The organism is Mesorhizobium sp. M6A.T.Ce.TU.016.01.1.1, assembly GCF_003997065.1.
Taxonomy (GTDB): Bacteria; Pseudomonadota; Alphaproteobacteria; order Rhizobiales; family Rhizobiaceae; genus Mesorhizobium; species Mesorhizobium mediterraneum.
The window spans coordinates 77,655-104,506 of sequence record NZ_RZTJ01000009.1 but is presented as its reverse complement, the minus strand read 5'-3'; the positions used below and the strand labels follow the sequence as shown (position 1 = coordinate 104,506).

27 protein-coding genes and 1 pseudogene are annotated in these 26,852 nt (G+C 62.6%); 18 read left to right on the top strand and 10 right to left on the bottom strand.

Annotated features, from left to right (window positions below; translation table 11 throughout):
- Window positions 1-288: 288 nt before the first annotated feature.
- The 9 genes from EOC94_RS18250 (at window position 289) to EOC94_RS18210 (ending at window position 11,020) form a co-directional block, all read left to right on the top strand.
- Window positions 289-2,070 (top strand): acetolactate synthase 3 large subunit, encoded by a 1,782-nt coding sequence (locus tag EOC94_RS18250; protein ID WP_126105945.1) that lies wholly within the window; start codon window positions 289-291, stop codon window positions 2,068-2,070.
- Window positions 2,071-2,154: 84 nt separating this feature from the next.
- Window positions 2,155-2,727, top strand: coding sequence for an acetolactate synthase small subunit (gene ilvN, locus EOC94_RS18245; RefSeq protein ID WP_095483396.1), 573 nt, complete (start codon window positions 2,155-2,157; stop codon window positions 2,725-2,727).
- Between the two features lie 151 nt (window positions 2,728-2,878).
- Window positions 2,879-3,475, top strand: a complete 597-nt coding sequence (locus EOC94_RS18240; RefSeq protein WP_127292354.1) for a LysE family translocator — start codon at window positions 2,879-2,881, stop codon at window positions 3,473-3,475.
- A 167-nt stretch (window positions 3,476-3,642) separates the two neighbouring features.
- Window positions 3,643-4,878 (top strand): efflux RND transporter periplasmic adaptor subunit, encoded by a 1,236-nt coding sequence (locus EOC94_RS18235; protein ID WP_127292351.1) that lies wholly within the window; start codon window positions 3,643-3,645, stop codon window positions 4,876-4,878.
- Window positions 4,875-8,039, top strand: coding sequence for an efflux RND transporter permease subunit (locus tag EOC94_RS18230; RefSeq protein WP_127292348.1), 3,165 nt, complete (start codon window positions 4,875-4,877; stop codon window positions 8,037-8,039). Before EOC94_RS18235 ends, EOC94_RS18230 begins: the two co-directional genes overlap by 4 nt.
- 66 nt (window positions 8,040-8,105) lie before the next feature.
- Window positions 8,106-8,717, top strand: coding sequence for a nitrile hydratase subunit alpha (gene nthA / locus EOC94_RS18225; RefSeq protein ID WP_095483485.1), 612 nt, complete (start codon window positions 8,106-8,108; stop codon window positions 8,715-8,717).
- Window positions 8,714-9,373: a nitrile hydratase subunit beta gene (nthB, locus tag EOC94_RS18220; protein ID WP_095483400.1), complete on the top strand. Its 660-nt coding sequence runs from the start codon at window positions 8,714-8,716 to the stop codon at window positions 9,371-9,373. Before nthA ends, nthB begins: the two co-directional genes overlap by 4 nt.
- Window positions 9,360-9,794, top strand: a complete 435-nt coding sequence (locus EOC94_RS18215) for a nitrile hydratase accessory protein (RefSeq protein WP_127292345.1) — start codon at window positions 9,360-9,362, stop codon at window positions 9,792-9,794. The genes nthB and EOC94_RS18215 overlap by 14 nt, the downstream gene beginning before the upstream one ends.
- Before the next feature lie 98 nt (window positions 9,795-9,892).
- A complete protein-coding gene (locus EOC94_RS18210; protein WP_095483402.1) occupies window positions 9,893-11,020 on the top strand; it encodes an ATP-dependent RecD-like DNA helicase in 1,128 nt (375 codons plus the stop codon).
- A 36-nt stretch (window positions 11,021-11,056) separates the two neighbouring features.
- On the opposite strand, the gene EOC94_RS18205 is transcribed toward EOC94_RS18210, so the two are convergent.
- The gene (locus tag EOC94_RS18205) at window positions 11,057-11,461 is read right to left on the bottom strand and encodes an STAS/SEC14 domain-containing protein (RefSeq protein ID WP_095483403.1); all 405 of its coding nucleotides are present in this window, start codon (window positions 11,459-11,461) and stop codon (window positions 11,057-11,059) included.
- 111 nt (window positions 11,462-11,572) lie between these two features.
- Here EOC94_RS18205 and EOC94_RS18200 point away from each other — a divergent pair, with 111 nt between their 5' ends.
- Complete coding sequence (locus EOC94_RS18200; RefSeq protein ID WP_127292342.1) at window positions 11,573-12,313, top strand: pyridoxine 5'-phosphate synthase; 741 nt, start codon at window positions 11,573-11,575, stop codon at window positions 12,311-12,313.
- Between the two features lie 103 nt (window positions 12,314-12,416).
- Window positions 12,417-14,330, top strand: a complete 1,914-nt coding sequence (locus EOC94_RS18195) for a potassium transporter Kup (protein ID WP_095483405.1) — start codon at window positions 12,417-12,419, stop codon at window positions 14,328-14,330.
- Window positions 14,331-14,383: 53 nt separating this feature from the next.
- On the opposite strand, the gene EOC94_RS18190 is transcribed toward EOC94_RS18195, so the two are convergent.
- Window positions 14,384-15,277, bottom strand: a complete 894-nt coding sequence (locus EOC94_RS18190; RefSeq protein WP_127205211.1) for an SDR family oxidoreductase — start codon at window positions 15,275-15,277, stop codon at window positions 14,384-14,386.
- 136 nt (window positions 15,278-15,413) lie between these two features.
- Here EOC94_RS18190 and EOC94_RS18185 point away from each other — a divergent pair, with 136 nt between their 5' ends.
- Together EOC94_RS18185 and EOC94_RS18180 are read left to right on the top strand one after the other, a co-directional pair.
- The gene (locus EOC94_RS18185; RefSeq protein WP_126105955.1) at window positions 15,414-15,824 is read left to right on the top strand and encodes a helix-turn-helix domain-containing protein; all 411 of its coding nucleotides are present in this window, start codon (window positions 15,414-15,416) and stop codon (window positions 15,822-15,824) included.
- A gap of 2 nt (window positions 15,825-15,826) precedes the next feature.
- A pseudogene (locus EOC94_RS18180) lies at window positions 15,827-16,060 on the top strand (FAD-dependent monooxygenase); the annotation flags it as partial.
- On the opposite strand, the gene EOC94_RS18175 reads toward EOC94_RS18180, so the two are convergent.
- Entirely contained in the window at window positions 16,023-16,733 is a 711-nt protein-coding gene (locus EOC94_RS18175; protein ID WP_164547317.1) for a glutathione S-transferase family protein, read from the bottom strand. The pseudogene EOC94_RS18180 and the gene EOC94_RS18175 overlap by 38 nt on opposite strands.
- A gap of 150 nt (window positions 16,734-16,883) precedes the next feature.
- On the opposite strand from EOC94_RS18175, the gene EOC94_RS18170 reads away from it, so the two are divergent.
- On the top strand, window positions 16,884-17,342 hold the full coding sequence (locus EOC94_RS18170; protein WP_126107433.1) for a MarR family winged helix-turn-helix transcriptional regulator: 459 nt from the start codon (window positions 16,884-16,886) through the stop codon (window positions 17,340-17,342).
- 19 nt (window positions 17,343-17,361) lie between these two features.
- On the opposite strand, the gene EOC94_RS18165 is transcribed toward EOC94_RS18170, so the two are convergent.
- On the bottom strand, window positions 17,362-17,790 hold the full coding sequence (locus EOC94_RS18165; protein WP_127292338.1) for a DUF1772 domain-containing protein: 429 nt from the start codon (window positions 17,788-17,790) through the stop codon (window positions 17,362-17,364).
- Between the two features lie 168 nt (window positions 17,791-17,958).
- On the opposite strand from EOC94_RS18165, the gene EOC94_RS18160 reads away from it, so the two are divergent.
- Both EOC94_RS18160 and ilvC read left to right on the top strand, forming a co-directional pair.
- On the top strand, window positions 17,959-18,612 hold the full coding sequence (locus tag EOC94_RS18160; RefSeq protein ID WP_127292335.1) for a TetR/AcrR family transcriptional regulator: 654 nt from the start codon (window positions 17,959-17,961) through the stop codon (window positions 18,610-18,612).
- Between the two features lie 24 nt (window positions 18,613-18,636).
- Window positions 18,637-19,656: a ketol-acid reductoisomerase gene (ilvC, locus tag EOC94_RS18155; protein WP_127205213.1), complete on the top strand. Its 1,020-nt coding sequence runs from the start codon at window positions 18,637-18,639 to the stop codon at window positions 19,654-19,656.
- 193 nt (window positions 19,657-19,849) lie between these two features.
- Here the strand turns inward: ilvC and EOC94_RS18150 are convergent, their stop codons facing one another.
- Together EOC94_RS18150 and EOC94_RS18145 are read right to left on the bottom strand one after the other, a co-directional pair.
- Window positions 19,850-20,134 carry a PilZ domain-containing protein gene (locus EOC94_RS18150; protein ID WP_095483412.1) on the bottom strand — a complete coding sequence of 95 codons (285 nt, stop codon included), beginning with the start codon at window positions 20,132-20,134 and terminating at the stop codon, window positions 19,850-19,852.
- Between the two features lie 203 nt (window positions 20,135-20,337).
- Window positions 20,338-20,901, bottom strand: a complete 564-nt coding sequence (locus EOC94_RS18145; protein ID WP_127292332.1) for a BA14K family protein — start codon at window positions 20,899-20,901, stop codon at window positions 20,338-20,340.
- Between the two features lie 165 nt (window positions 20,902-21,066).
- Here EOC94_RS18145 and EOC94_RS18140 point away from each other — a divergent pair, with 165 nt between their 5' ends.
- Complete coding sequence (locus tag EOC94_RS18140) at window positions 21,067-22,179, top strand: endonuclease/exonuclease/phosphatase family protein (protein WP_127292330.1); 1,113 nt, start codon at window positions 21,067-21,069, stop codon at window positions 22,177-22,179.
- A gap of 150 nt (window positions 22,180-22,329) precedes the next feature.
- Window positions 22,330-23,046, top strand: a complete 717-nt coding sequence (locus EOC94_RS18135; protein WP_126105960.1) for a hypothetical protein — start codon at window positions 22,330-22,332, stop codon at window positions 23,044-23,046.
- A 99-nt stretch (window positions 23,047-23,145) separates the two neighbouring features.
- On the opposite strand, the gene EOC94_RS18130 is transcribed toward EOC94_RS18135, so the two are convergent.
- From EOC94_RS18130 to EOC94_RS18115, 4 genes are all read right to left on the bottom strand, one after another.
- The gene (locus EOC94_RS18130; RefSeq protein WP_095483416.1) at window positions 23,146-23,388 is read right to left on the bottom strand and encodes a hypothetical protein; all 243 of its coding nucleotides are present in this window, start codon (window positions 23,386-23,388) and stop codon (window positions 23,146-23,148) included.
- A 125-nt stretch (window positions 23,389-23,513) separates the two neighbouring features.
- A complete protein-coding gene (locus EOC94_RS18125) occupies window positions 23,514-24,731 on the bottom strand; it encodes an ABC transporter permease (RefSeq protein WP_126105961.1) in 1,218 nt (405 codons plus the stop codon).
- Window positions 24,728-25,441, bottom strand: a complete 714-nt coding sequence (locus tag EOC94_RS18120) for an ABC transporter ATP-binding protein (RefSeq protein WP_095483486.1) — start codon at window positions 25,439-25,441, stop codon at window positions 24,728-24,730. Before EOC94_RS18120 ends, EOC94_RS18125 begins: the two co-directional genes overlap by 4 nt.
- A 4-nt stretch (window positions 25,442-25,445) precedes the next feature.
- Window positions 25,446-26,738: an efflux RND transporter periplasmic adaptor subunit gene (locus EOC94_RS18115; protein ID WP_127292327.1), complete on the bottom strand. Its 1,293-nt coding sequence runs from the start codon at window positions 26,736-26,738 to the stop codon at window positions 25,446-25,448.
- Between the last annotated feature and the right edge of the window lie 114 nt (window positions 26,739-26,852).

The window sequence follows — 26,852 nt, the reverse complement described above, 5'->3', positions numbered from 1 at the left end:
CAACGCGATGGGCGCCAACGGGCCTGTCTGACACGGCCAACCGCCCCGAACCGTTTTGGCGTTGTGCACATTGGCCGTTGACAGCGGCGCAAAACCAATTCTATTGTCCGCCACCATGAAAACGGCACTCATTCTCGTAGTAGGAAAGCGCGTGGGCAAGGCGGTGTAACCGCCGGGCGAAAACCTCCCATGCGCACACACAGGCTCCCTCGGGGGCCTTTTTTATTGCCCGAAACACGACTAAACGACCAGCAATCGCCTGATGGCGGACAGTACGGGACCAGACCGATGAGCAGTGGACAGAACGAGCGGCGCGAAATGACCGGCGCCGAAATGGTGGTGCAGGCGCTGAAGGACAATGGCGTCAAGCATGTTTTCGGCTATCCGGGCGGCGCGGTTCTCCCGATCTATGATGAGATCTTCCAGCAGGATGAGGTCGAGCACATCCTTGTCCGTCACGAGCAGGGCGCGGGCCATGCGGCGGAGGGCTATGCGCGCTCGACCGGCAAGGCCGGCGTCATGCTGGTGACTTCGGGGCCGGGCGCCACCAATGCGGTGACGCCGCTGCAGGATGCGCTGATGGATTCGATCCCGCTGGTCTGCCTGACCGGCCAGGTGCCGACATCGCTGATCGGCTCGGATGCCTTCCAGGAGTGCGACACGATCGGCATCACGCGGCCCTGCACCAAGCACAATTGGCTGGTGAAGGACGTCAACGAACTCGCGGCAATCATCCACGAGGCGTTTCATGTCGCGACGACAGGACGTCCCGGTCCGGTCGTCGTCGACATCCCGAAGGACGTGCAGTTCGCCAAGGGCATCTATGTGCCGCCGCAGACGGCGCCGCGCACGAGCTATCAGCCTAAGGTCCAGGGCGACCTGGAAAAGATCAAGGCGGCGGTCGAACTGATGGCCAACGCCAAAAGGCCGATCCTCTATACGGGCGGCGGTGTCATCAATTCCGGCCCGGAAGCCAGCCATTTGCTGCGCGAACTGGTCGACCTCACCGGCTTCCCGATCACCTCGACGCTGATGGGCCTCGGCGCCTATCCGGCTTCGGGCAAGAACTGGATGGGCATGCTCGGCATGCACGGCACCTATGAAGCCAACATGGCGATGCATGATTGCGACGTCATGGTCTGCATCGGCGCGCGCTTCGACGACCGCATCACCGGCCGGCTCACCGCGTTCTCGCCGAACTCGAAGAAGATCCACATCGACATCGATCCGTCCTCGATCAACAAGAACGTCCACACCGACGTGCCGATCATCGGCGATGTCGGCAGGGTGCTGGAGGATCTGGTGCGGCTGTGGCGGGCGACTGCCAAGGCCGACAAGAAGGCGCTCCACCCGTGGTGGGAGCAGATCGCGAAATGGCGCGCGCGGGATTCGCTTGCCTACAAGATGAACCACGACGTGATCATGCCGCAATATGCCGTCCAGCGGCTCTACGCGCTGACCAAGGACATGGACACTTACATCACCACCGAGGTCGGCCAGCACCAGATGTGGGCGGCGCAGCACTATCATTTCGAGAAGCCGAACCGCTGGATGACCTCCGGTGGGCTCGGCACGATGGGCTACGGCCTGCCGGCGGCGCTCGGCGTGCAGATCGCACACCCGGATGCGCTGGTCATTGATATTGCCGGCGATGCCTCGGTGCAGATGACGATGCAGGAGATGAGCGCGGCGGTGCAGCACGACGCACCGATCAAGATCTTCATCCTCAACAACCAGTATATGGGCATGGTGCGGCAGTGGCAGCAGCTTCTGCACGGCAACCGGCTGTCGCATTCCTACACCGAGGCGATGCCGGATTTCGTCAAGCTCGCCGAAGCCTATGGCGGCCATGGCATTCGCTGCGAGAAACCGGACGAGCTGGACGACGCGATCAAGGAGATGATCGCGGTGAAGAAGCCGGTGATCTTCGACTGTCGGGTCGCCACACTTGCCAACTGCTTCCCGATGATCCCGTCGGGCAAGGCGCATAACGAGATGCTTCTGCCGGACGAGGCGACCGACGAGGCGGTGGCCAACGCCATCGACGCCAAGGGCAGGGAACTGGTGTAGCCCCCAGGCCGAGGCAGGGCTTGTTGGAAGAAGCCGTGCGGAAACAGAGAATTAGCTCAAAAGTTTGAAATCGAGATTCATGTCATGAACGCACAGCTTCAACCGACCGGCTCCGCCTATTTCATCGCCAAGGAAACGGAAAAGCCGGAGACTCACACGCTTTCCGTGCTGGTCGACAATGAGCCGGGCGTGCTGGCCCGGGTCATCGGGCTGTTTTCCGGACGCGGCTACAATATCGAAAGCCTGACGGTCTCCGAAACCGAGCATGAGAAGCATTTGTCGCGCATCACCATCGTGACGCGCGGCACGCCGCATGTGCTGGAGCAGATCAAGCACCAGCTCGAGCGCATCGTGCCGGTGCACCGTGTCGTCGATCTCACCGTGCGCTCGCATGAGCTCGGCCAGGATCGGCCTCTGGAGCGCGAGCTCGCGCTGGTGAAAGTGGCCGGCACCGGCGAAGCCCGCGTCGAGGCGCTGAGGCTCGCCGATGCCTTCCGCGCCAGCGTCATCGACGCCAACACCGAGCATTTCATCTTCGAGATCACCGGCAAGGGTTCCAAGATCGACCAGTTCATCGCCATCATGAAGCCGCTCGGCCTGGTCGAAATCTGCCGCACCGGCGTGGCGGCGTTGAACCGCGGTCCGCAAGGGATGTGATCGTCCGGCGCTTTGGGTCCAGTGCTCTGGCGCCGCCTGTATTTATTCTGTCGCCTTGATCCTGATCTTCTGGCCCGGCTGCCGCCGTGAGGTGGCCTTTGTGCGTCTGAGGTAAAAGGACAATATTGCTGACCTGCTTGGGAGGAAGCCCATGACCCTCGACGCATTCTTCGCCCTACTGGTCTACGCCTTCGTGACCTCGATCACGCCGGGTCCGAACAACTTCATGCTTCTGGCTTCCGGTGTGAATTTCGGTTTCGCCAGAACCATTCCGCATATGCTGGGCATCAGCATCGGCTTCCTCGTGCTGTTGCTGGCCGTCGGCTTCGGTCTGGGCGCCGTGCTGACTGCGTTTCCGGTGCTGCATACCGGGTTGAAGATCGCGGGCGGCGTCTACCTGCTCTATCTCGCGTGGATGATCGCCATGTCGCGTTCGCTCAGCGGCAAGGGCGAGGCTAAGGCGCGACCGATGCGCTTCATCGATGCGGCAGCATTCCAGTGGGTCAATCCCAAGGCTTGGGTGATGGCGATCACCGCCATGGCCGTCTATGCCATTCCGGAGCATCCATTTCTTTCGGTGGCGTTGATCTCGATAGCCTTCACCGTCGTCAACCTGCCGAGCGTTTCGGCGTGGGCAGGTTTCGGCATGGCGCTGCGCGGTTTTCTGTCTGATCCGGTGCGGCTGAAATGGTTCAACATCGCCATGGGCGTGCTGCTGGCGGCGACGCTGTGGCCGATGCTGCGGTAGCCGCCGCTTTATTGTGCACTGCACATTAAATCTTCGTAATGCCGGGTTTTGGCACTTTTTCGCCTTCGGCGCCTTCTATCTATCTGGTGAAACCGCGGCATCAGGCTGCGAGTTATGCCAGATATGACCACCGAACCACGGCGTGTCGGATAGAAGGCTTTTTGGCGATGCGTGGAAAGATCGTGCTTGCGGTGCTTGCGATCGCCTGCCTTGTCGCGGCTGGGCTCTATCTTTCGCCCGCCGCAACGGAGAAGGTCCGGCAGATGCTGTCAGCGGGGCAGGCGGCACCTGACAAACCGGCGGCCGCCGCAAATGCCGCACGTTCTACCTCGGTGGTTGCCGCCGCCGCTTCGAAGGCCGACTTCCCGATCCGGCGCTACGCCATCGGCTTCGTATCCTCCCCCGCCGTGGTCAGCGTGAACGCGCGGATCTCGAGCCAGATCACGTCGATCGCCGTCAAGGACGGGCAAATGGTGAGGGCTGGCGACCTTCTGTTCTCGCTGGACGATCGTGCTCTGAAGGCGCAACTGGCCCGTGACCAGGCGACGCTCGCCAAGGATCAGGCGTTGCTTGCCAGTGCCACGGCCGATCTTCAGCGCGCCAAGAATCTTGTCGCCAGGCAGGCCGGCACGCAGCAGACCTACGATCAGGCGATCGCCGCGCAGAAGTCCGCCGCGGCCACGGTCGATGCCGACAAAGCGACGATCGATGCGGACGAGGTCCAGCTTGGCTTTGCTACGATCACGGCGCCGATTTCCGGCAGGCTGGGCGCGGTCAGCGTCACGATTGGCGATCTCGTCACCACCAGCAACGGCAACAGCACGTCGACCCCGCTGGTGACCATCACCCAGGTGGACCCGCTGCAGGTGAACTTCAATCTTCCGGAAAGCGATCTTGCCTTGCTGCACAAGGCGCTGGCGGCGCCGCAGGAAGGCGCAGTCACTCTGACCAGGGACGGTGACCCGACACCGATCGGCGAGGGAACCCTCGATTTCGTCGATTCCAGCGTCGACACCGCCTCCGGCACGATCGCAACGCGGGCCAGCGTGCCCAATGCCGATCTTTCGCTGTGGCCGGGCCAATATGTGAATGTCGTGCTTGATGCCGGCATCATGCCGGAAATGACCTCCGTTCCCACGGTTGCGGTCCAGCCCAGCCAGAAGGGGCCGTTCGTCTATGTGATCAAGCCTGACAACACGGTGGAGATGCGGCCCGTGCAGGTCGCGCTGACCGAAGGCGACAACAGCGCTATCGGCGAAGGGCTAAAGAGCGGCGAACGTGTCGTCGTCGAGGGCCAGACAAGGCTGAAGAACGGCTCGCCGGTCCGCGAAGCCGAAGCTTCGACCAGGCCTAGTGATCAAGCGTCTCCCAAGGTTGCCGAGACTGGCGAGGCGCGTCCATGATCTCCGAATTCTGCATCCGCAGGCCCGTCGCCACCCTACTCATGTCCTTCGCGCTCGTGCTGGGCGGGCTGTTCGCTTACAAGTTCCTGCCGGTGGCCGCTCTGCCGAGCGCCGAGTTTCCGGTGGTCAACGTCTCGGCCTCGCTGCCCGGCGCCTCGCCGGAAACCATGGCGACCTCGGTGGCAACGCCATTGATCAAGCAGTTCGCCACCATCGCCGGCATCGATTCGATCTCCACCACCAACTCGCTCGGCTCGACCTCGATCGCCATTCAGTTCGTGCTCAACCGCGATATCGACGCCGCGGCGGCCGACGTGCAGGCGGCGATCGCGCGAACGCAGCGGCAATTGCCGCCCGAGATGACCAGCCCGCCGAGCTACCGCAAGGTCAATCCGGCCGATGCGCCGATCCTGCTGATGTCGCTGGTCAGCGACACGGTTCCGCTGACCGATCTCGATGCCTTTGCCGAGAATGTGATCTCGCCGTCGCTGTCGACGATCGACGGCGTGGCGCAGGTCTCGATCTTCGGGCAGCAGAAGTACGCCGTGCGCGTCCAGATCGATCCGACGGCGCTCGCCGCACGCGGCATTTCGATCGACCAGCTGCAGACGGCGATCGCCTCGGCCAACAGCAACACGCCGCTCGGCGTGCTGCAGAACGACAAGCAGCAGCTGATGATCACCGCCAATACGCAGCTGACCAACGCGGCGGGATTTTCCAACATCATCATAGCCACCAAGAACGGCCGTCCGGTGCGGCTCGGCGAGGTGACACGCGTCATCGATTCAGTCGAGACCACGACGACAGCCAGCTGGTACGACGGCACTCGCGCGATCATCATGGCCGTGCAGCGCCAGCCCGATGCCAACACCGTCGACGTCGTCGACCGCGTCAAGGCGATGCTGCCGTCGTTCCAGGATCAGATGCCGGCGGCGGCCAGCATCCAGCTGCTCAACGACCGCTCGACTTCGATCCGCGAGGCGGTAGACGACGTGCAGTTCACGCTGCTGCTCACCATCGCGCTGGTGGTGATGGTAATTTTCCTGTTCCTGCGCCGGGTAACGGCGACGATTATCCCGGCGGTGGCGGTGCCGATCTCGCTGATCGCCACGCTCGGCGCCATGTTCCTGTTCGGCTTTTCCATCGACAACATCTCGCTGATGGGTCTGACGCTGGCGGTCGGCCTCGTCGTCGACGATGCGATCGTCATGCTGGAGAACATTTTTCGCCACATGGAGGAGGACGGGCTCTCGGCCCTCGACGCGGCGCTCAAGGGCGCCCGTGAAATCGGCTTCACCATCATTTCGATTTCGATCTCGCTGGTCGCTGTGTTCATCCCCGTGCTTTTGATGGGCGGAGTGATCGGGCGCATCTTCAACGAATTTGCGGTGGTGGTGACGGTCGCCATCCTGGCGTCGATGTTCGTGTCGCTGACGCTGACGCCGATGCTGTGCTCGCGGCTTTTGTCGGTGTCGAAAGCCGACCGCGAGGCAGCCCAGGGCGAAGGCCGCAGGCACGGTTTCTTCATGCGGGGCTATGATTGGCTGCTGACCTTTTGCCTGCGGCACAGTTTCCTGGTTTTTCTCGTCTTCGTCGGGACGGCCGCAATGTCGGTCTGGCTGATCCAGACCTCGCCGAAAGGCTTCTTCCCGCAGGAGGATATCGGCCAGATTTCGGTGACGACCACCGCGCGCCAGGACATTTCGTTCGACGCCATGGTGACGCTGCAGGGGCAGGTGGCTGATGTCTTCACCCATTCACCCTATGTCTCGCATGTCGGGTGGTCGGTAGGCAGCGGAGACAATGCGCTCAACCAGGGCCGGCTCTATGTGCAATTGAAGGACAAGGACCAGCGCCCCGATCTCGACAAGGTGCTCTCGGACCTGCGGCGGCAGCTGGCCAATGTCCCAGGCATCGAAACCTTCATGCAGCCGGTGCAGAACCTGCGGCTCGGCGCGCGCGCTTCGGCCAGCGCCTATCAGCTCGTTGTGCAGGGCCTCGACATAGGCGCGGCGGACGTTTGGGCGCAGAAGCTCACCGATGCGATGGCCGCCGATCACGCAGCCTTCACCGACGTCACCAATGATTTGCAGAACAACGCCTTGCAGGCGTCGTTGGTGGTCGATCGCGACAAGGCGGCGACGCTCGGCGTCGACACCGATACGTTGCGCTCCAGCCTCTATGGCGGTTTCGGCACCGAGCAGGTGTCGACCATCTTCGGCTCCGCCGACAGCTACGAGGTGATCATGGAGCTCGACCCGAGAATCGAGTGGTCGCCAGAAAGGATGCTGGCGATCAAGGTGAGAACGGCCAGCGGCAGCCTGGTGCCGCTCGGCGCCTTCGCTCGTGTCGATCGGACCGCCGGTGCCTTGACCGTCAATCAGCTCGGCCAGCTTCCGGCGGTGACCATCTCCTACAATCTGCCGCAGGGCGTCGCGCTCGGCGACAGCGTCACCCGCATCAATGCGCTGAAGGAAAAGATCGGCATGCCGGCGACGATCTCGACTACTTTTTCGGGCACGGCGAAAACGTTCCAGGATTCGCTTGCCAACCAGGGGCTATTGATCGGCGGTGCGATCCTGACCATCTACATCGTCCTCGGCATCCTTTATGAAAGCTTCATCCATCCGCTGACCATCCTGACCGGACTGCCGTCGGCGGTGCTCGGCGCGCTTGTTGCGTTGCGGCTTGCGGGAATGGACCTGTCGGTGATTGCGGTCATCGGCATCCTGATGCTGATCGGCATCGTCAAGAAGAACGGCATCATGATGATCGATGTCGCGCTCGAGCTCAGGCGCGACGGGATGTCGCCGCTCGATTCCATTCACAAAGCCTGCCTGATGCGCTTCCGTCCGATCATGATGACGACATTGGCGGCGCTGATGGGCACGATCCCGATCGCGCTCGGCACCGGCGCCAGCGCCGAACTGCGCCAGCCGCTCGGCGTGGCGGTGGTCGGCGGCCTGGTCGCATCGCAAGCGCTGACGCTGTTCGTCACCCCGGTCATCTATGTCTACATGGAGCATCTTTCCGGTTGGCTTGTCAGGCTGTGGCCGAGGCGTCGGGACGAGCAGCCACCCGTCGAAGCCGTCGACCAGCCTTCGCTGTTCGAGGGCGAAGAAGAGTTGCAGGGCGAGCCGCAGAAGGCGGCAGCGGAATAGAGGCCAATGGGCTGGCCCAAGCCGCGGCGCTTGCGATGAGATGCTTGCAGTCGTAGTTTTATGGCCATGTCCCACAACCATGATCACCACCACGATAACGAGCTTGATCCTTTTGCCGCCCGGGTGCGCGCGCTGGAGACTATCCTCACCCAGAAAGGGCTGATCGATCCGACCGCGATCGACGTGATCGTCGACACCTACGAGACAAAAATCGGTCCGCGCAACGGCGCCAAGGTGGTGGCGAAGGCGTGGGTCGATGCCGACTATGCCGAGTGGCTGAAGCGCGACGCGACGGCGGCGATCGGCTCGCTCGGCTACACCGGCCGGCAGGGTGAGCACATGCAGGCTGTCTTCAACACGGCAGACACGCACAACCTCGTCGTCTGCACGCTGTGCTCCTGCTACCCGTGGTCGGTGCTTGGGTTGCCCCCGGTGTGGTACAAGGCGCCGCCCTATCGTTCGCGCGCGGTCATCGATCCGCGCGGCGTGCTCGAGGAATTCGGACTGACACTGCCGAGGACGACAAAAATCCGGGTATGGGATTCCACCGCCGAGTTGCGTTACCTCGTCGTGCCGATGCGGCCTGAAGGCACCGAGGGCTGGAGCGAGGAGCGGCTGGCGGATCTGGTGACGCGCGACGCCATGATCGGCACCGGACTGGCGCGGGAGCCGGCATGAACGGGCCGCAGGATCTCGGCGGACAGATGGGGTTCGGGCCGGTCGCGCCCGAAAAGGACGAACCTTATTTCCATGCCGACTGGGAAAGGCGGGCGCTGGGCGTGACGCTGTGCGCCGGCGCTATGGGCGCCTGGAATATCGACGAGAGCCGGCATGCGCGGGAATCGCTGCATCCCGCCGACTATTATGCCTCCAGCTATTATGAGATCTGGATCAAGGCGCTCGAAACCTTGCTGAAGCGACACGGCTTCGTCAGCGATAGCGATCTGGCCACGGGCAAGGCGGTCGACCCTGCGGCGACGCCAAAGCGAGTGCTGAAGGCCGAAAACGTGCCGGCGGTGCTGGCCAAGGGCGGCCCCTGCGACCGGCCGATTGCCACATCGGCGCGGTTCAAACTGGGCGACCTCGTGCGCACGAAGAATTTTCATCCTACCGGCCATACAAGGCTGCCGCGCTACGCACGCGGCAAGCAGGGCGTCGTCGAGGCTGTGCGCGATGGTTTTGTCTTCCCTGATACAAATGCGCACGGCCAGGGCGAAAACCCGCAATGGGTCTATACGGTGGCTTTCGACGGCGCGGAGATTTGGGGCGATGGCGCCGACCCGACGTTGACCGTGTCGATCGACGCCTGGGAGAGCTACCTTGAGCCAGCGTGAGGCGAAGTCACACGATGCCAAGCTGCCCGCGGGCCTCGATGCGCCGGTATTCGCCGAGCCATGGCAAGCGGAAGCCTTCGCCATGACGGTTGCGCTGCACGACAAGGGCCTGTTTTCCTGGAGCGAATGGGCGGACGCCTTGTCCGCCGAGGTCAAGAAGCCGGGTGCCGCAAGCGATGGCCACGATTATTATGAGCACTGGCTGGCGGCGCTGGAAAATCTGCTGTCGGCCAAAGGCGTTGCCGGCAAAGGCGACGTCGATGCGCTCGCTGCCGCCTGGGAACGCGCCGCGCATGCAACGCCGCATGGTAAGCCGATCCTGCTCGAGAACGATCCCAGCCCGACCGAAGGTCGTGGCAGGCCAACCGAAGGTCTTGGCTCACCGCCCTTTTGTTCTCTTTACGTTCCGCCTTCTGCCTGATAGTTTGCGTCATTGGAGGCGGTGCGGCCCGCCGCCGGAGATCGGTGGCGGTGGCCGTCGGCCTTGTCTTTCCCTCGCGAATCCGGTCTCTCGCGCTGATGGAATTCTCTCCTCAACAGGACGATGCGCTGAAAGCGGTCGCCAACTGGCTCAAGACCGGAAAGCCGCAGCTCTTCCGGCTGTTCGGCTATGCCGGCACCGGCAAGACGACGCTGGCGCGCTATTTCGCCGAGCATGTCGACGGCCAGGTGCAGTTCGCAGCCTTCACCGGCAAGGCGGCGCAGGTGCTGCGTTCCAAGGGCGCGGTCAATGCCCGCACCATCCATTCGCTGATCTACCGGCCGAAGGGTGAGGAATCGGTAGCCGACGAGGTGACCGGCAAGACCTCGATGTCGCCAACCTTTTCGCTCAACCGGCAAAGCCCGATCTCGCGGGCCAAGCTCGTCGTCATCGACGAATGCTCGATGGTCGACGAGCAGCTTGGCCGTGACCTTTTGAGTTTCGGCACGCCGATCCTTGTTCTCGGCGATCCCGGCCAGTTGCCGCCGATCTCGGGCGGCGGCTTCTTCACCGACCACGAGCCGGATATTCTGCTCACCGAAATCCACCGGCAGGCACGCGACAATCCGATCCTCCGGCTGGCGCTAGACGTGCGCGAGGGCCGCGAATTCATGCGCGGCGACTATGGCACAGCGCAGGTGATCGGCAAGGAAGACGTCACCCAAGAGCTGGTGCTGAAGGCGGACCAGGTACTGGTCGGCACCAACAGGACGCGGCGTCGCTATAATCAGCGGCTGCGCGAGCTGAAGGGGTTCAATGCCGACTATCCGCAGGCCGGCGACAAGCTCGTCTGCCTGCGGAACGACCCGGCCAAGGGGTTGCTCAACGGCTCGCTGTGGAAGGTGATGACCTCGTCGCGCGAGACGGTGAAACCCGGCATCAATTTGCTGGTCTCACCGGAGGAGGACGATCCTGACCGCGGCGTCGCCAAGATCAAGCTGCTCAAAGCGGCGTTCGAGGAGCCGGACGCCGATATTCCCTGGCAGCAGAAGAAGCGCTTTGACGATTTCGACTACGGCTACGCGCTGACCGTGCACAAGGCGCAAGGCTCGCAGTGGAACGAGATCGTGCTTTTCGACGAAAGCTGGGCGTTCAAGGAAACCCGCCAGCGCTGGCTCTATACCGCGATCACGCGAGCGGCCGAACGGCTGACGATCGTCAGATAGGCCGATCGAGCCGCAGCCCCGTGGACTGGGATTGCGTCAGCGCGGGGCAATCGGTCTGGCGCCGAGCCATTCCCAGGCGGAAGCTTCGTCCTTGGCCTCGAAATGCCTGAGGTCGACGGGCAAGGAAGCAGGCAGCAAGCTCTGCGCGTCGGGTACCCAGTTCGGCTCGCCGACCGCCGCGCAGCGGCCGACATGCTCCACGGCACGGGCCGTGCCCTGTTCAAGCGTTTCGTCCGACACATCGACCCAGTCGACGCCATCATGGTCGATCAAGCGCACCAGCACGTCGATTTTCGGGTGCAGCGCGTAAGCCGCCTCCAGCAAACCGAACAGATTTTCGGCGTCGGCCGCCGCCACATGGCCGACGACGTCGATGGCGAACAGGTCGTCGCGGTCGGTGTCGATGCGGCGAACCGCCGGCACGGCTTCAAGATAGTTCACGGCTCTTCCTCTTGCTGGCCATTATCCATCCGTCTGGAACACCGGAAACCCCCTGTCTGTTCCCGTCAAAGGCGGTATAGATGCGCGACAAGATCAGCCCGGACCCGCAAAATGCCCGCAAAACTTTCCGTCAATCTCAATGCCATTGCCATGCTGCGCAACCGGCGCGATCTGCCGTGGCCAAGCGTGACCGGGCTCGGACGCATCGCGCTTGCCGCGGGCGCCCATGGGCTGACTGTTCATCCGCGGCCCGACGAACGGCATACCAGGCATTCCGACCTGCCGGAGATCCGGGCGCTGATCGACGACGAATTCCCCAGGGCAGAGTTCAACATCGAGGGCTATCCGAGCGAAGATTTCCTGGCGCTTGTGGAAAAGCACCAGCCTGAGCAGGTGACGCTGGTGCCGGATGACCCGGCGCAGGCCACCTCCGACCATGGCTGGAACTTCGTTGCCGACGCGGCGTTCCTGACACCGATCGTCAAACGCCTGAAGAAAACCGGCATTCGCGTGTCGTTGTTTTCTGATTCAGATCCAGCAGGCGCGAAGGCCGCGCGTGACACCGGCGCGGACCGGATCGAGCTCTATACGGGTCCGTATGGCAGCTATCATTCCGATTCGGAAAAGGCCGCGAAAGAGCTGGAAAGATTGGGAAAAACCGCCGATGCCGCACTTGCCGCCGGGCTTCAGGTCAATGCCGGGCATGATCTGGTGGTGAACAACCTGCCGGCATTGGCAAAGCGCATCCCGGCGTTGGCCGAAGTGTCTATCGGACATGGGTTGACAGCCGATGCGTTGGAGTATGGCATGGCCGGCACGGTCAAGAGATTTCTGAAGGCCTGTGGGTGGTAGAGATGGAAGCCTCGCATTGCTTACATGGCAGCCATCACGTTGGGGCACTTGATATTGCATCGCAGCAAGCGTAGAGCACCGCGCGCTTATCGGAGTGTTGTCCATGGCCCTTACCAACAGTGGTAGTGAGGCAGAACCCGTCGAACAATCAAGCCATTCTAAGGTCGAACAGCACAGCACCAAGGTCCTGATGCTTGGCGCGCTCGGCGTGGTCTACGGCGATATCGGCACCAGCCCGATCTATGCGCTTCGCGAAGCACTGCATGCTTCGTCCGGCACCGATCCGCGCAGTGCCGTTCTGGGCATTCTGTCGCTGATCGTCTGGGCACTGACGATTATCGTGACAATAAAGTATGTCGCTTTCGTGCTTCGGGCGGACAACAAGGGTGAAGGCGGTACCCTGTCGCTTATGGCGCTGGCCCGGAAAGCTTATCCGGCCGGTTCTGGCATCATTCTTGCCATTGGTCTCTGCGGAGCCGCACTGTTTTTCGGCGACGCGATCATAACGCCGGCCATCTCGGTGCTTTCAGCAGTGGAAGGGCTGAGCGTCGTGACCCCGGCGTTCGATCCATACGTGGTTCCCATTACACTGGTGATTCTTGCCGTCTTGTTTGCCGTGCAGCGCTTCGGGACCGGTAGAGTGGCCTCCGTTTTCGGGCCGGTGACGGCGCTCTGGTTTCTGGCGATCGGCATTGCCGGATTGGTGCACATTCACGACGATCCGTCGGTGCTTTTGGCAATCAACCCCTACTATGCAGTCGTCTATCTTGCCGAAGCCAAAACGGGCGCATTTCTCACCGTCGGCGCGGTTTTTCTGGCGGTTACCGGTGCTGAAGCCCTTTACGTCGATCTTGGGCACTTCGGTCGCCGTCCAATCGTGCTAGCCTGGTTCTGGATCGTCTTCCCATGCCTGCTACTCAGCTATTTTGGGCAAGGCGCGTTCGTTCTTGCTCACGGGGGGGTGCCCGACAATCCGTTTTTCCAGATGCTGCCAGATTGGGCACTGATACCGATGGTCGGGCTCGCAACAGCGGCGACTGTCATCGCCAGTCAAGCCGTCATCTCCGGGGCGTTTTCGCTGACCCGGCAGGCGGTGCAGCTCAATCTTCTGCCCAGAATCGAAGTTCAGCATACTTCCGAGATGCAACTCGGCCAGATTTACATGCCGCGCGTGAATCTCATTCTCGCGCTCGGCGTAATGCTGCTGGTCGTCGGCTTTGGCAGTTCGAGTTCCCTGGCTTCCGCTTATGGAATTTCGGTGACAGGCGAAATGCTGATGACGACTATTTTGCTATTTGTGGTGATGCGGTGGCAATGGAAATGGCAGATCGCGCTCGCTGCGGCGCTCGCGCTGCTCTTTGGCACGATAGATACCGGCTTCTTCCTGGCAAATATTGTGAAATTCGTGGAAGGCGGATGGGTTTCAATCGCTGTTGCCTGCCTCATGGGGCTGATCATGGGGACCTGGATACGCGGGAGTCACTATCTCTTCGACAAGACGCGCAGGAACGAGATTCCGCTCGATTTCCTTGCCGGCAATTTGTTGAAGAAGAAACCGCAGCTGGTGTCCGGTACGGCCGTGTTCCTCACCAGCGATCCAGTCAGCGCGCCGACCGCACTGATGCACAGCCTGAAGCACTACAAGGTGCTGCACGAACAGAACGTCATCCTGTCGGTGGTCACTGCGCAGCAGCCTCTCGTGCCCGATAGCGATCGGGTCAAGATGGAAACGATCAACGAGCTGTTCATGCGGGTGACGCTGACCTTCGGCTACATGGAACAGCCCAACATTCCGCGTGCGCTGGCGATCTGCCGCAAGCAGGGCTGGAAGTTCGACATCATGACGACCTCCTTCTTCCTGTCGCGGCGCTCGCTCAAGGCATCACCCAATTCCGGCATGCCGGTATGGCAGGACAAGCTGTTCATCGGGTTGGCGCGCACGGCAGCGGATGCGACCGAGTACTTCCAGATCCCGACCGGACGTGTGGTTGAGATCGGAACGCAGGTGGCTATCTAGTCGAAAGGCCGTGCCCTGTCGAAGGGGCACGGCCTTTGTCGCAACCTCCGCGGTCAGCCAGCCAAAGCTGCCTTGTTCGCCTCGATGAAATTTTTCAGCGATTGCGGCTTTTTGCCTGAAAGCGTCTCGACCGCGTCGGTCACCATGGCGATCCGACCGGAGCGCGTGTTGGTGTCGAAGGAAGTGATGACGGGGGCGAAACCTTCGGGGACGCCGGCGGCCTTCAGCCCCTCGGTGAGCGCTTCATCCGAAAGCTGGACGACCTCGATGGGCTTGCCGGTGACGTCGGTCACCAGGGCTGCGATCTCGGCGACTGTATAGGCCTGCGGACCCGTCAGCGTGTATGTCGTGCTTTCGGTCGCCCTGGAAGCGAGGCCGGCAGCGATCGCCGCGGCCATGTCGTCGCGAGCGCCATGGGCGATGCGGCCGTCGGCCGCCGATGTGTGCCACTGCCCGGAGGCAATGGCGTGTGGCAGCGACATGAACAGGTTCTCCTGGTACCAGCCATTGCGGAAAATCGTGAAGGGGATGCCACTCGCCTTGATAGCCTGCTCGGTGCCGTAGTGATCGCCGGCAAACAGCACCGGCGATCCCGGCTCCGGGTTGGGCATCGAGGTGTAGAGCAGATGCGAAACGCCGGCCTGCTTGGCTGCGGTGACTGCGTTCTGATGCTGCTTCAGCCGCTTGCCGTGAAGCAGGTCGATTTCGCCGGTCGAGATGATCAGAACCCTGTCGGCGCCCTTGAATGCGCTGGCCAGCGACGCCGTGTCGTCGAAGTTGGCGGCTCTGATGGCGACGCCACGCGCCGCCAGCTCGGCGAGATTTTCCGGGTTGCGTGTGGTGGCGATGATGCGTGCGGGCGGGACCTTGAGCGTATCCAGCAGATGACGGATGACGCCGCGGCCGAGCTGGCCGGAGGCGCCGGTGACGAGAAGGGTTTCGGTCATGGGAAGTCCTGTCGTTGCGCCGGAGCGGCGGGTGCTTGTATAAGTCTCAAAAAGAGACCAGCACTAAAATAGGAATTGACCGACCCTCGTAAAGAAGGCAGTTTTGCGGGAGGTAGGCAGGCGCAGGGAACCAGCGATGGACAGCAAGATCGTCAGTCTGAGATCGAAACTCGAGATCTATAAAGCGGGCAGCGGCGGGGGCAACATTGCGGACTGTCCCGTTCGCGATGTGATCCAGGGCATCAGCAACAAATGGAGTTCGCTGCTGATGATGGCGCTGGCAGAAAAGCCGTACCGGTTCGGCGAATTGCGGCGGCTGGTGCCTGACATTTCACAGCGCATGCTCACCCAGACGCTGCACGATTTGCAGCGCGACGGCTACGTCCATCGCGAGGTATTCCCGACCAAGCCGCCGAGCGTCGAATACAGTCTGACCGATCTCGGACGCTCGATGTTCGGGCCGCTGCACCAGCTGCTTCAGTGGGCCGAGCTCAATCATGGTGCTGTGCGTGACGCGCGGAACGCTTTCGACGCTACCGGGGCCTAACCCAGGCGCGGCGGTGGCACGTGCGGATATTTCAGGCGCTGTCGCTGATGCTGACGCCGTTCTACCAGTCGGATTCGACCGTGATGCCGTTCGTCCGCGACAGGCTGGTGGCGTCAGTGGCAAAAATCCCGCCGGCGCCAAACATCCTTGCCTCGATGGTGGCTGGAGCCGTGGTCGATCCGTTCAGGCGGATCGGGATCAAAAAAGCGCAGTGGCCGCCTCGTTGCGGCGGATGATGGTCGAAAGATGTGAACCCCTCGCTTGCAGGAATGCATGAAGGCGCTGTGGATAATCCGGGGTGACAGCGTTCTTCACCGCTTTGCGTTCGTGCAATCCCTTCCGCCAGGCCTCGACAAGCGGCTTTCCGCTCAGGATGCCGAAATCGCCGATCCGATCGAAGGCGTCGAAATAGCGGAAGATTGGTCCATAGACGGTATCGACCAATGAAAAGCGCTCGCCGGCGAACCATGGTCCAGCTCGGCCAGTCGCCAGTTCCGCTTCGAGACGACCAAACATTGCCGACAGACCTTCGCTTTCGGCAAGGAAGGCGGCCTCGCTCGGTGCGGAATAGAAACGACCGATTGCGTTGAGGATGGCCGAGCCGAACTCGATCCAGGCGCGATGCCGGGCGCGGGCCAGCGGATCGGCAGGATGAAGCGGGGACCGTTGCGTTTCCTCGAGGAATTCGAGGATGACCGCCGATTCGAAAATCACCGTTTCTTCGCCATTCTGCTGCACGCGCAGCAGCGGCACTTTGCCGAGCGGCGATATCGCCTTGAACCAGGCCGGCTTGTTGGCAAGATCGATGGTGAGGCGTTCGAACGGCACGCCCTTTTCGGCGAGCGAGATCGCCGCGCGCTGCACATAGGGACAAAGGTGGTGGCTGACGAGAACGAGCTTGTCGGCCACCAGGCTGCCCGTCTCCGGGATGTCGGCGGTCTTGCAGATTTCATGTTTCATGGTAGCACCCTCCGTTATCAATGCAGTTGCATCTATATAGATGCATTTGCATCCACTGGCAAGCTTGATGCAGTTGCATCTATCGCCTATGCTGCAATCATGACGGAGAAAACCAATCCTTCGCCCGCGGCCATCAAGGCCTGGGCGCGCCTGATGCGCGTTTCGCGCCAGCTGGTGGAAAGAGCCGAAGACGCGCTGAAGGACAGCAGCTTACCGCCGCTTGCCTGGTACGACGTGCTGCATGAGCTTGCCGAAGCAGGTGAGGGCGGGTTGCGGCCATTCCAGCTGATCGAGCGCACACTGTTTGCGCAATACAACATCTCCCGGCTGCTGGCGCGGCTCGAAGCGGACGGGCTGGTCGAGAAGCTCAGGGTTGCCGATGACGGGCGAGGACAGACTATCCGCATTACGGGCAAGGGGCGCGAGACGCGCCGCCGCATGTGGGCCGTCTACGGACGATCGATCGTGGAGCTGGTCGGTGCCAGGCTTTCCAACGATGACCTGGAAACCTTGTCGGCTCTGCTTGGGCGGCTGCGCTATCCAGCCGCCCTGGAGTGATGTGGCCGTTGGCGCGACCTCAGATACTGCCCCAGAGGAATGCCAGTGCCGCCAGCACGCCAAGCATGACGCGAACCAGATGCAGATTGCCCCATTTGATGATCAATTCCCTGGCCCGCGGATTGGTGGCAGCCGCGTCCATCGCCTCCAGCAATCGGTTTGTCGGCATCATTGCGATCAGCGTCCATGGCCAGGGTAGGATGATCAGCACCGCCCCGACCAGATAGGCGAGACTGCCGGTCTGCCACCAGGCAACGACACCAAGAACACAGGCGACCACGGCGATCGACGCCTGCATTGCGGCGCCGCGCTTGTAGGAAGGCTGCCATTCCTGCAGCAACGCCCGGTCATCGAGGCGAAGCCGCGCCGGCTGCTCGGCGACGCTGACATAGATGGCGGCGCCGGCGAAAGCGGCGGTAACGGTCAAGGCGAGCAGGCCGATGAGCATCTTCCCTCCGTGATACGCCGTTCTCCGTAAGGGCTGTCCTTTTTGGAAGGCGTCAAAATGGAGATAGGGGCTTGCACCGGCTCGGACAATACGCCATAGAAGTGCCGAACCGTAACGTACGGTACTGGCCTCTGAGTGAATGCCGCCGTCTTCGAGCAGGAAAAGAGTTTGTTGCAGGCAAGCGCCGACATCGACACCAGCGAAGCGCTGACGGAGCGGCAGAAAGCTGTGCTCGACGCTGCCCTTCGCCTGCTGGTCGAGGAGGGCGATCAGTTGACCATGACCGCCGTGGCGCGGCGGGCGAGCTGTTCCAAGGAAACGCTCTACAAATGGTTCGGCGATCGCGACGGGCTTTTGACGGCAACGGTGCAATGGCAGGCGTCCAAGGTGCGTGTGGTGCTGGTCGACCGCAAGGGGCTCGATCTTGCCTCGCTGACGGCGAGCCTCGAGCGCTTCGCTTCGGACTGGCTCAAGGTGATTTCGAGCGACACTTCGATCGCGCTCAACCGCGTCGCGGTCAGTCACGCCGGATCCGGCAAGGACGATCTCGGCGCCATCGTGCTGGAGAACGGCCGCTTCGCGCTGGCCAGGCGCCTGAAGCCGGTGCTGGAAGCAGGCCAGCAGGCCGGGCTTCTCGAGTTCTCGGATGCCGAAGCGGCATTCCGCACCTTTTTCGGGCTGGTCGCCCGTGACGTGCAGATTCGCCTTCTGCTCGGCGACCGGCTGGAAATGACTGATGCGGCGATCGGCGGCGATGCCGTCCGGGCGACGCAGCAGTTTCTCGCTCTCTACGGAGCAAAAACCGGGCCGCAAGGCCTCTGAATTCAAAAACGGGAAGGAAGAAAAATGCGTGTCTATTACGATCGCGACGCCGATCTCAACCTGATCAAGGGCAAAAAGGTCGCCATCATCGGGTATGGCAGCCAGGGCAGGGCGCATGCGCTCAATCTCAAGGATTCCGGCGCCAAGGACATCGCCATCGGGCTCAAGGCCGGCTCGGCGACCGCCAAGAAGGTCGAGGCCGACGGGCTCAAGGTGATGAGCGTGGCGGACGCCGCCAAGTGGGCCGACCTGATGATGATGGCGACGCCGGACGAATTGCAGGCCGACATCTACAAAAACGAGATCGCGCCGAACATCCGCGACGGCGCGGCGATCGCCTTCGCCCACGGCCTCAACGTGCACTTCGGCCTGATCGAGCCGAAGGCCTCGGTCGACGTCGTCATGATCGCGCCGAAGGGACCCGGCCACACCGTGCGCGGCGAATACCAGAAGGGCGGCGGCGTGCCGTGCCTGGTCGCCGTCAACCAGGACGCTTCGGGCAACGCGCTCGATCTGGCTTTGTCCTATGCCTGCGGCGTCGGTGGCGGCCGTTCGGGCATCATCGAGACCAATTTCCGCGAGGAATGCGAGACCGACCTGTTCGGCGAGCAGGTTGTGCTGTGCGGCGGTCTGGTCGAACTGATCCGTGCCGGTTTCGAGACGCTGGTGGAAGCCGGCTACGCGCCTGAGATGGCGTATTTCGAATGCCTGCACGAGGTCAAGCTGATCGTCGATTTGATCTATGAAGGCGGCATCGCCAACATGAACTACTCGATCTCGAACACCGCCGAATGGGGCGAATATGTATCGGGTCCGCGCATCATCACCGCCGACACCAAGGCCGAGATGAAGCGCGTGCTGAAGGATATCCAGACCGGCAAGTTCACCTCGGAATGGATGCAGGAATACCGCGCCGGCATGTCGCGCTTCAAGGGCATCCGCCGCAACAATGACAGCCACCAGATCGAGGAAGTCGGCGCCAAGCTGCGCGCCATGATGCCGTGGATTTCGAAGAACAAGCTGGTCGACAGGGCCAAGAATTAAGGAAGCCCGCGCCAATTCTACCCTGCCGGTCATCTGACGCAGGTTTCTGCGCTTCCGGTGCTCACGAACTTAATGTTCGCTCCGCTCCGGTTCTCGAAACCTGCGCCACCTGACTCGGCAGGGCGAATTGGCATCGGACTTCCCGTGTCGAAGCATCAAGCCGTGGGGCGACCCGCTGGCGCCAACACTGTGTTCAGCCGTAGTGCCAGTGAGGCTTTGGCGCGGTGCCGGTGAACATGACGCCGATGCGGTCCTCGCGACGCCAGCGGACCGCTGCCTTGTAGGCGATGCCGTCGGTCGGCACATAGAGCAGGAACTCGTCGGGCACGCGAGCGTCGATCGAGACCTTCAGTTCGGCGCCGCCGGCATGCATGTTGCGCACCGTGCATGTGACCTCGGAATTGGTCACGCCGGTCAGGATCGTCGCGCCCTTGAAGACGCGCTGCCTGCGTTGATCCCTGTGTTCGTCTTCAGCCATCGCGCGCCCAATCCCCGGCGATCGTCGCATTTCATGTGGTGCGATCGGCAAGATAATTAGGCCTGCCTGATAAACATAGCGTTATCGTCGGCGGCGAAAACGATTTCGCGGTGTCCCGGCCAGACAGAGAATAGTTCAGGAGAAGATGGGGCAGATGAAACGGCGCCGCGAGGGGACGGCGCCGTCCGGAATGCATCAGTCGATCAGCTGTAGGGCGACCAGCACTGCTGGCGTGGACCGCCATAGGGCTGGAATGTGTTGTCCCAGGCGCGATACGAGCGGTACCGATTATAGCACCACCGGACGTGAGCGCTCGACCCTGCACGATAATAGCGGCGCGGTGGCGGCGCATCGTAATAGTTGTAGTTGCTGTACATGCTGCCAAGGCCGAGCCCGAGGCCGAGGCCGAGAATCGCGGCGCCCGCGCCATCATCGTAGTAGCGGCCGCGGTAATGGCGGCGATGATGACGCCAACGCCAGTCGTCTCCGCGATTCCAGTGCCTACGGTGCCAGCTACCGCGGTCCCAATTGCCCGACCTTGAGAATCGGCGGCCGTCATGGCGACGCCATTGCCAGTTGTTGAAGCGTCGGTCGTTGCCGCCAGCCCAGCTATCGCGGACAGGCGTGATTGTCGGTGCAACGGCGCTGGCGGGCACCGAAATTTCGGGTTGCATGATCGGGCCGGCGGCGGACGGCGCGGTGATGCCGGAGATGAGACCGAGGGCTATCAGCCCTGATTTGACCGTCGAAGAAAAGAGCGAGTTCATTGCACTCTCCAAGAGATTTCAGGCCCCACGCCCAGAATACCCCGGGGAAGAACATCATTCATGGAACTTCGCGCCTGAACGGAGGATGAACGGGAGGTTCCGTCAACCATAGCGGGCAGGGCAGGCCCTTGTTTTCGGGCGCGCTTGCGGGCAAAGGTCACCGCCATGTCGCTGCGCCTTGCCACCTTCAATGTCGAAAACCTGATGAACAGGTTTGATTTTTCCGGATACCGCAACCAGCTCAACGAAGATCGCACGCTGGCGCTCTTCGACATTCAGAGCGAGGCCGAATACAAGATGCTGGAGCAGGCGCGGGCGATCGCGCAATCCGACGATACGCGCCAGTTGACGGCGCTGGCCATCGCGGCCACCCGCGCCGACATCATCTGCATGCAGGAAGTCGATAACATCGAGGCACTGAAGGCATTCGAATACGGCTATCTGTTCAAGATGGTCGGGCACGGCTACCGGCAGAAATACACCACCGCCGGCAACGATTCGCGCGGCATCGACGTCGCCGTGATGATGCGCAACGAGACCGCGCAAGGCCAGCCGATCGAATTCGTGCGCATGACAAGCCACGCCTATGTCACGTTCGAGCAGTTCGGCTTGCACACGCCTGAACTGGCGGCGCTTGGGCATCAGGCCAATCAGCGCATCTTCCGGCGCGACTGCCTGGAAATCGACCTGAAGATCGGCGGCGTGCCGCTGACGCTTTATCTCGTGCACTTCAAGTCGATGGGTTCGCCCCGCAACGGTCTTGACGGGCGCGAGGCGACCATGCCGCTGCGCATCGCCGAGGCGCAAGCGGTGCGCCGGATCATCGAGGAGCGTTTCGGTGGGGATCATGCGGCCGACAAGCGCTGGGCGATCTGCGGCGACATGAACGACTATCGGCAGCGCGTAAAGGTCTCCGGCGACGCCTTTGACGGCTACCGCTTCGAGGTGGTCAACGAGAGCCAGTCCTGCCTCAACGTGCTCACCGCCGGCGGCTTTTGCGAAAACGCGGTCGAGCGGCGGCCGGAGATGGATCGCTGGACCTTCTACCACACGCGCGGGCCTGAGGAGCGGCATCTGTGCCAGCTCGACTACATCCTGTTGTCGAAGGCACTGGCCGGCAAGAACACGACAGCCGTTCCCGACATCATCCGCAACGGCCAGCCCTGGCGCACGATTTTTCCGGCGGGCCAGGAGGTGGACCGCTTTCCGCGTGCCGGCTGGGACCGGCCGAAGGCGTCCGACCATTGTCCGGTGGCGATCACCCTGGACATGGCCTGAGGTGTGTTGATATTCAGGTGATGCCGGCCTGCAAGCGGCGGCTTCCTGCGCTTCCGGTGCTCACGTACCCAAAAGTACGCTCCGCTCCGGTTCTCGGAACCACCATTTTCGGCTCGGCCTGACCTGAATCTCAACACACCTCAGAGTAAGATGACCTTTGACCTGCCGCGCAACGTCATCCTGCCGGTCGACGCCGTCAATGTCAGGCTCGACCCCGGCCCGCATCCGTTCGAACGCGACAATGCGCAAGCGATCGCCGAGAACTGGGGCCGTGAGATCGCGGCCAATCCGGCGTTGTTCGACGGCACCGTGGTGCTGCTTTCGGCGCTCAGCTATCGCGACAACAGCCTTGTCGGCCGCTGCCATGCGGTGCGCTACTCGACCTTCATGCTTTGGCGCGGCAATCGTCAGGTGGCTGGGGCAGAGCACGCCTATGCCCATGCCATGCTGGTCGCCGGCGACAATGCGCTGGTCGCGATCCGCATGGCGTCGCACACGGTCAATGCCGGCCGCGTCTACTTCGCCGCCGGCTCATTCGAGCCAACCGACTTCCGCGGCGGCCTTGTCGATGTCGACTTCAACATGATCCGCGAGGTGCGGGAAGAAACCGGCCTCGACCTTGCCGGCGTAACACGCGGCAAGCGTTATTACGCCCTGTCGACAGCAAGCGGCACAGTGATCTTTCGCCGCTATCGCGAGACGGCATCCGCCGACGAGATCGCGCAGCGCATCAGCGCCTTTGTCGCGGCCGAGGCCGAGCCGGAAATCGAAGGGCCTGTCATCATCCGCAACGCCGATGACCTGCCGGACGGGCTGATGCCGCATATGAAGCCACTGATCGAGTGGCATTTTGCCGACAAGGACTAATGCATCGGCCCGAAAATCGGAATCGATTTTCGGAAAGCGCGATGCACAGGTTCAAAGTGTTAGAGCGTACTTTGTGCGTCCAAGTGGATGCACGTCGCTCTAACGGCGCATTTTGTTTTCGATGGTTTTGCGATCGTTGCGGGCGGCGACGAAAAACAGCATGACGCCGACACCGAGCAGCGCCCCCATCGCCGTTCCCATCGTCTGACCGACAACCTGCTGGAAATCGGCGGTGACATGATCGGGGTTGGCCATGCCATAGCTGGCCAAGTACCACCAGAGCCCCGCCAATGCGGCCTCGACGATCACCGTTATCAAAATTACTCGCTCTTTCTTGCTCATCCCACTATTCCCCCCATGTCCCCAAGGCGATTGCTATCACCGCAAACCGTGCGGCGACAGAGGGCAAGGTGGGGGCAGGATAAAAATTTCGGGGAACGTCTGAAGGCGGCGCACGCTGCGCCGCGCTATTCATGCCTCAGCGCGTCGATCGGATCGAGCCGTGCGCCACGCAGCGCCGGGAAGAAGCCGAACACCATGCCGATCAGCGCCGAGAAGCCGACAGCGAGCAGGATGACCGCCGGGCTTGGCGCGAACGGGATGGCCAGCGTCAGCGAGGCCAGGCCGGCCAGCGCCAGGCCGATCAGGATGCCGATAATGCCGCCGAGCAGCGACAGCACGGTCGCCTCGACCAGGAACTGGATGAGGATGTGCTTTTCATGCGCGCCGATGGCCAGCCTTATGCCGATCTCGCGTGTGCGTTCGGTGACCGACACCAGCATGATGTTCATGATGCCGATGCCGCCGACGAGCAGGCTGACGCCGGCGACCGCGCCCAGCATGCCGGTCATCGTCGTGGTGGCGCTCGCCATGGCGTCGGCGATCTGGGTCATGTCGCGGATCGAGAAATCGTCCTCGCGGTCGGGTGTGATGCGGCGTGTGTCGCGCAAGATGTCCTCGACTCGCGGCAGCAGCTCGGTGGTCGGCGTCCTGTCATCGGCGGCGACGTAGATCGACTCGATGTCGCGATTGCCGGCAATGCGGCGTTGATAGGCGGCGAGCGGCATCAGCACGACGTTGTCCTGGTCCTGGCCGAAGCCGGTATAGCCCTTCGGCTCGAGCAGGCCGATGATCTTGCAGGATGTGCGATTGACGCGAATGATCTCGCCTTCGGGGTCGCCTGCGCCAAAGAACTGCTGGCGCACCGTTTCGCCGATCAGGCAGACGCCGGTGCCCGAGCGGGTCTCCGAATCGCTGAACGGGCGGCCCGAAACCAGCTTCCAGTCGCGCGCATCGAGATAGGCGCTATCGGTGCCGGTGACACCCGATGTCAGGCTTTCGGTGCCGAAGATGACGCGGACCTGCTTCTGCGAGGCCGGCGAGATGGCGCGGGCGCCGCTCAGATGGGTGACGAGCGCGGCAAGGTCCTTTTGGGCAAGCGGACGGACCACCTGGTCGAGCCCTCCCGGTCCGCCGGGCCCCGCGGGACGGCCGGAACGGACGACGAGCAGATTGCTGCCGAGCTTGGAGATATCGGCCTTTACCTTCTCGGTGGTGCCCGAGCCGATCGTGAGCATGGCGATGACGGCGGCGACGCCGATCACGATGCCGAGCAGCGTCAAAAACGAGCGCAGCACGTTGCGGCGGACCGAAAGCAGCGAGAGGCGGACGGTTTCCCAGATCATGGTGACACCATCTCGAGATTCACGGTGTCGGAGGCGACGTGGCCGTCGAGGAAGCGAATCGTGCGCTCCGCATAGGCAGCGACATCGGCCTCATGCGTGACCATGGCGATGGTGAGGCCAAGCTCAGTGTTCAGCCTGGTCAAGAGTTCCATGATCTCGTGGGTGCGGGCGGTATCGAGATTGCCGGTCGGTTCGTCGGCGACGAGCAGGGTCGGCCTGGTGACGATGGCGCGTGCGATCGCCACGCGCTGCTGCTGGCCACCGGAGAGCTCGGCCGGTGTGTGATGCTCGCGGCCGACAAGGCCGACTTCGGCCAGCGCTTTCATGGCCAGGTCGTGGCGTTCGCGGGCGGCGACGCCGCGATAGATCAGCGGTAGTTCGACATTTTCCACCGCCGTGGTGCGCGGCAGCAGATTGTAGCCCTGGAAGACGAAGCCGACATAGAGATTGCGCAGCATGGCGCGACGGTTGCGGTCGAGACGGCCGGCGTCGATGCCCATGAAGCTGTAGGTTCCGGCGGTCGGCGTGTCGAGGCAGCCGATGATGTTCATCGCCGTCGACTTGCCCGAGCCGGACGGACCCATGATGGCGACGAATTCGCCGCTGCGGATGGCAAGATCGACGCCGGCCAGCGCATGGACCGTGGCCTCGCCCTGGCCGTAGCTTTTCCAGACCTTGTCGAAGGTGATGAGGGTCGCGCCCGCCGCCATGGTCTCAGCTCCGCTGCTGAGCGGCGGTGATGACTTGCGCGCCTTCTTCGAGGCCGGAGGTGATCTCGGTCAATTCGCCGTCGGTGGAGCCGACCTTGACGTTGACCGGCCGAGGCCGGCCATTCTCGAGCACGTAGAGCGTGCGTGAGCCGTCGGTAGGGGTCGTCGTCACCTGGCGCTGGCGGTTGCCGCCCGGACGGCCCATGCGGCCCGTGAACAGGTCGCTCAGGCTCCACCCGCGGGCGGCTGTTTGCGCCGGCCGGTAACGGAAAGCCGTCGACGGCACGGTGAGCACGCCTTTTGCCTGCTTCGTGACGACCGAAACGGTGGCAGTCATGCCCGGCCGCAACAGAAGCTCGTTGTTGTCGACTTCGAACCGCGCGTCATAGGTCACGACGCCGTCAGTGGTGACCGAAGCATAGGAGATGTCGCGGATCTCGGCATCGAACGGCCGTTCCGGAAAGGCATCGACGGTGAAGCGGGCATGCTGGCCGGGCTTGACCGCGCCGATGTCGGCCTCGTCGACCGCTGCCTTCAATTCCATGTTTTTGAGGTCGGCGGCGATGACGAACAGCACCGGCGCCTGCAGCGAGGAGGCGACCGTCTGGCCGGGATCGACCGAGCGCGTCAGAACGATGCCGTCGATGGGTGCATAGATGGTGCTCTTGGCGAAGTCCGTCTGCTGCGCCTTGAGATCGGCATTGGCGATGGCAAGATTGGCTTTGGCGCTGTCGAGCGCTGCCTTGGAGCGGTCGCGCGTCGCGGTCGCCGCTTCAAGCGACTGGTCCGTCGCCATGCCGCGCTTGGTGAGTGCCGCCGCGCGCACAAGCGCCCGTTCGTTTTCGGTCAGGGTTACGGTGGCGTCCTCGACATTGGCGGCCGCCGCTTTGGCGGAAGCCTCGGCACGCTCGATCTGCACCTCCAGCTTGGCCGTGTCGAGCGCCGCCAGCACATCTCCCTTCTTCACCTGCTGGTTCTCGTTGACAGCGACCGAGCGGACGACGCCGGACAGCTCGCTCGAAATGTCGACCTGGGTGAGCGGCTGCAGCGTGCCGGTCGCCGATACCTCGACCGTGAGGTCGGCGACAGCGGCCGGCACCGTGGTATAGTCGATCTTGGCGGGAGACCCGGCATACCATTGGTAGCCGGCGATGCCAGCCGCGATGACGATCAGCGCAAGCAGGCCATAGAGCCAGAAGCGGCGGCGTTTCTTCTTCAGACCCTGGTGGTCAAGCCCGAGCGCCGTCTCGATGGTGGAAGCGGATTCCACTTTTGGCAGATTGACAATCTGGTCCACGCCGGACCCCTATAATATCAGTGATGTCCCAATCAGTGCACAGATCAGGCCTAATGGTTCAAATATCAAATTAAATTTCGCCCATGTTGGGATTGAGGCAGAAGGCTTTCTACA

Coding starts and splice junctions, on each gene's coding strand:
- EOC94_RS18125 (WP_126105961.1), bottom strand. CDS start 24,731: ATGATCTGGGAAACCGTCCGCCTCTCGCTGCTTTCGGTCCGCCGCAAC.
- ilvN (WP_095483396.1), top strand. CDS start 2,155: ATGAACGCACAGCTTCAACCGACCGGCTCCGCCTATTTCATCGCCAAG.
- EOC94_RS18135 (WP_126105960.1), top strand. CDS start 22,330: ATGACCTTTGACCTGCCGCGCAACGTCATCCTGCCGGTCGACGCCGTC.
- EOC94_RS18230 (WP_127292348.1), top strand. CDS start 4,875: ATGATCTCCGAATTCTGCATCCGCAGGCCCGTCGCCACCCTACTCATG.
- nthB (WP_095483400.1), top strand. CDS start 8,714: ATGAACGGGCCGCAGGATCTCGGCGGACAGATGGGGTTCGGGCCGGTC.
- EOC94_RS18120 (WP_095483486.1), bottom strand. CDS start 25,441: ATGGCGGCGGGCGCGACCCTCATCACCTTCGACAAGGTCTGGAAAAGC.
- EOC94_RS18235 (WP_127292351.1), top strand. CDS start 3,643: ATGCGTGGAAAGATCGTGCTTGCGGTGCTTGCGATCGCCTGCCTTGTC.
- EOC94_RS18140 (WP_127292330.1), top strand. CDS start 21,067: ATGTCGCTGCGCCTTGCCACCTTCAATGTCGAAAACCTGATGAACAGG.
- EOC94_RS18130 (WP_095483416.1), bottom strand. CDS start 23,388: ATGAGCAAGAAAGAGCGAGTAATTTTGATAACGGTGATCGTCGAGGCC.
- ilvC (WP_127205213.1), top strand. CDS start 18,637: ATGCGTGTCTATTACGATCGCGACGCCGATCTCAACCTGATCAAGGGC.
- EOC94_RS18145 (WP_127292332.1), bottom strand. CDS start 20,901: ATGAACTCGCTCTTTTCTTCGACGGTCAAATCAGGGCTGATAGCCCTC.
- EOC94_RS18240 (WP_127292354.1), top strand. CDS start 2,879: ATGACCCTCGACGCATTCTTCGCCCTACTGGTCTACGCCTTCGTGACC.
- EOC94_RS18165 (WP_127292338.1), bottom strand. CDS start 17,790: ATGCTCATCGGCCTGCTCGCCTTGACCGTTACCGCCGCTTTCGCCGGC.
- EOC94_RS18185 (WP_126105955.1), top strand. CDS start 15,414: ATGGACAGCAAGATCGTCAGTCTGAGATCGAAACTCGAGATCTATAAA.
- EOC94_RS18170 (WP_126107433.1), top strand. CDS start 16,884: ATGACGGAGAAAACCAATCCTTCGCCCGCGGCCATCAAGGCCTGGGCG.
- EOC94_RS18200 (WP_127292342.1), top strand. CDS start 11,573: ATGCCCGCAAAACTTTCCGTCAATCTCAATGCCATTGCCATGCTGCGC.
- EOC94_RS18210 (WP_095483402.1), top strand. CDS start 9,893: ATGGAATTCTCTCCTCAACAGGACGATGCGCTGAAAGCGGTCGCCAAC.
- EOC94_RS18150 (WP_095483412.1), bottom strand. CDS start 20,134: ATGGCTGAAGACGAACACAGGGATCAACGCAGGCAGCGCGTCTTCAAG.
- nthA (WP_095483485.1), top strand. CDS start 8,106: ATGTCCCACAACCATGATCACCACCACGATAACGAGCTTGATCCTTTT.
- EOC94_RS18190 (WP_127205211.1), bottom strand. CDS start 15,277: ATGACCGAAACCCTTCTCGTCACCGGCGCCTCCGGCCAGCTCGGCCGC.
- EOC94_RS18250 (WP_126105945.1), top strand. CDS start 289: ATGAGCAGTGGACAGAACGAGCGGCGCGAAATGACCGGCGCCGAAATG.
- EOC94_RS18195 (WP_095483405.1), top strand. CDS start 12,417: ATGGCCCTTACCAACAGTGGTAGTGAGGCAGAACCCGTCGAACAATCA.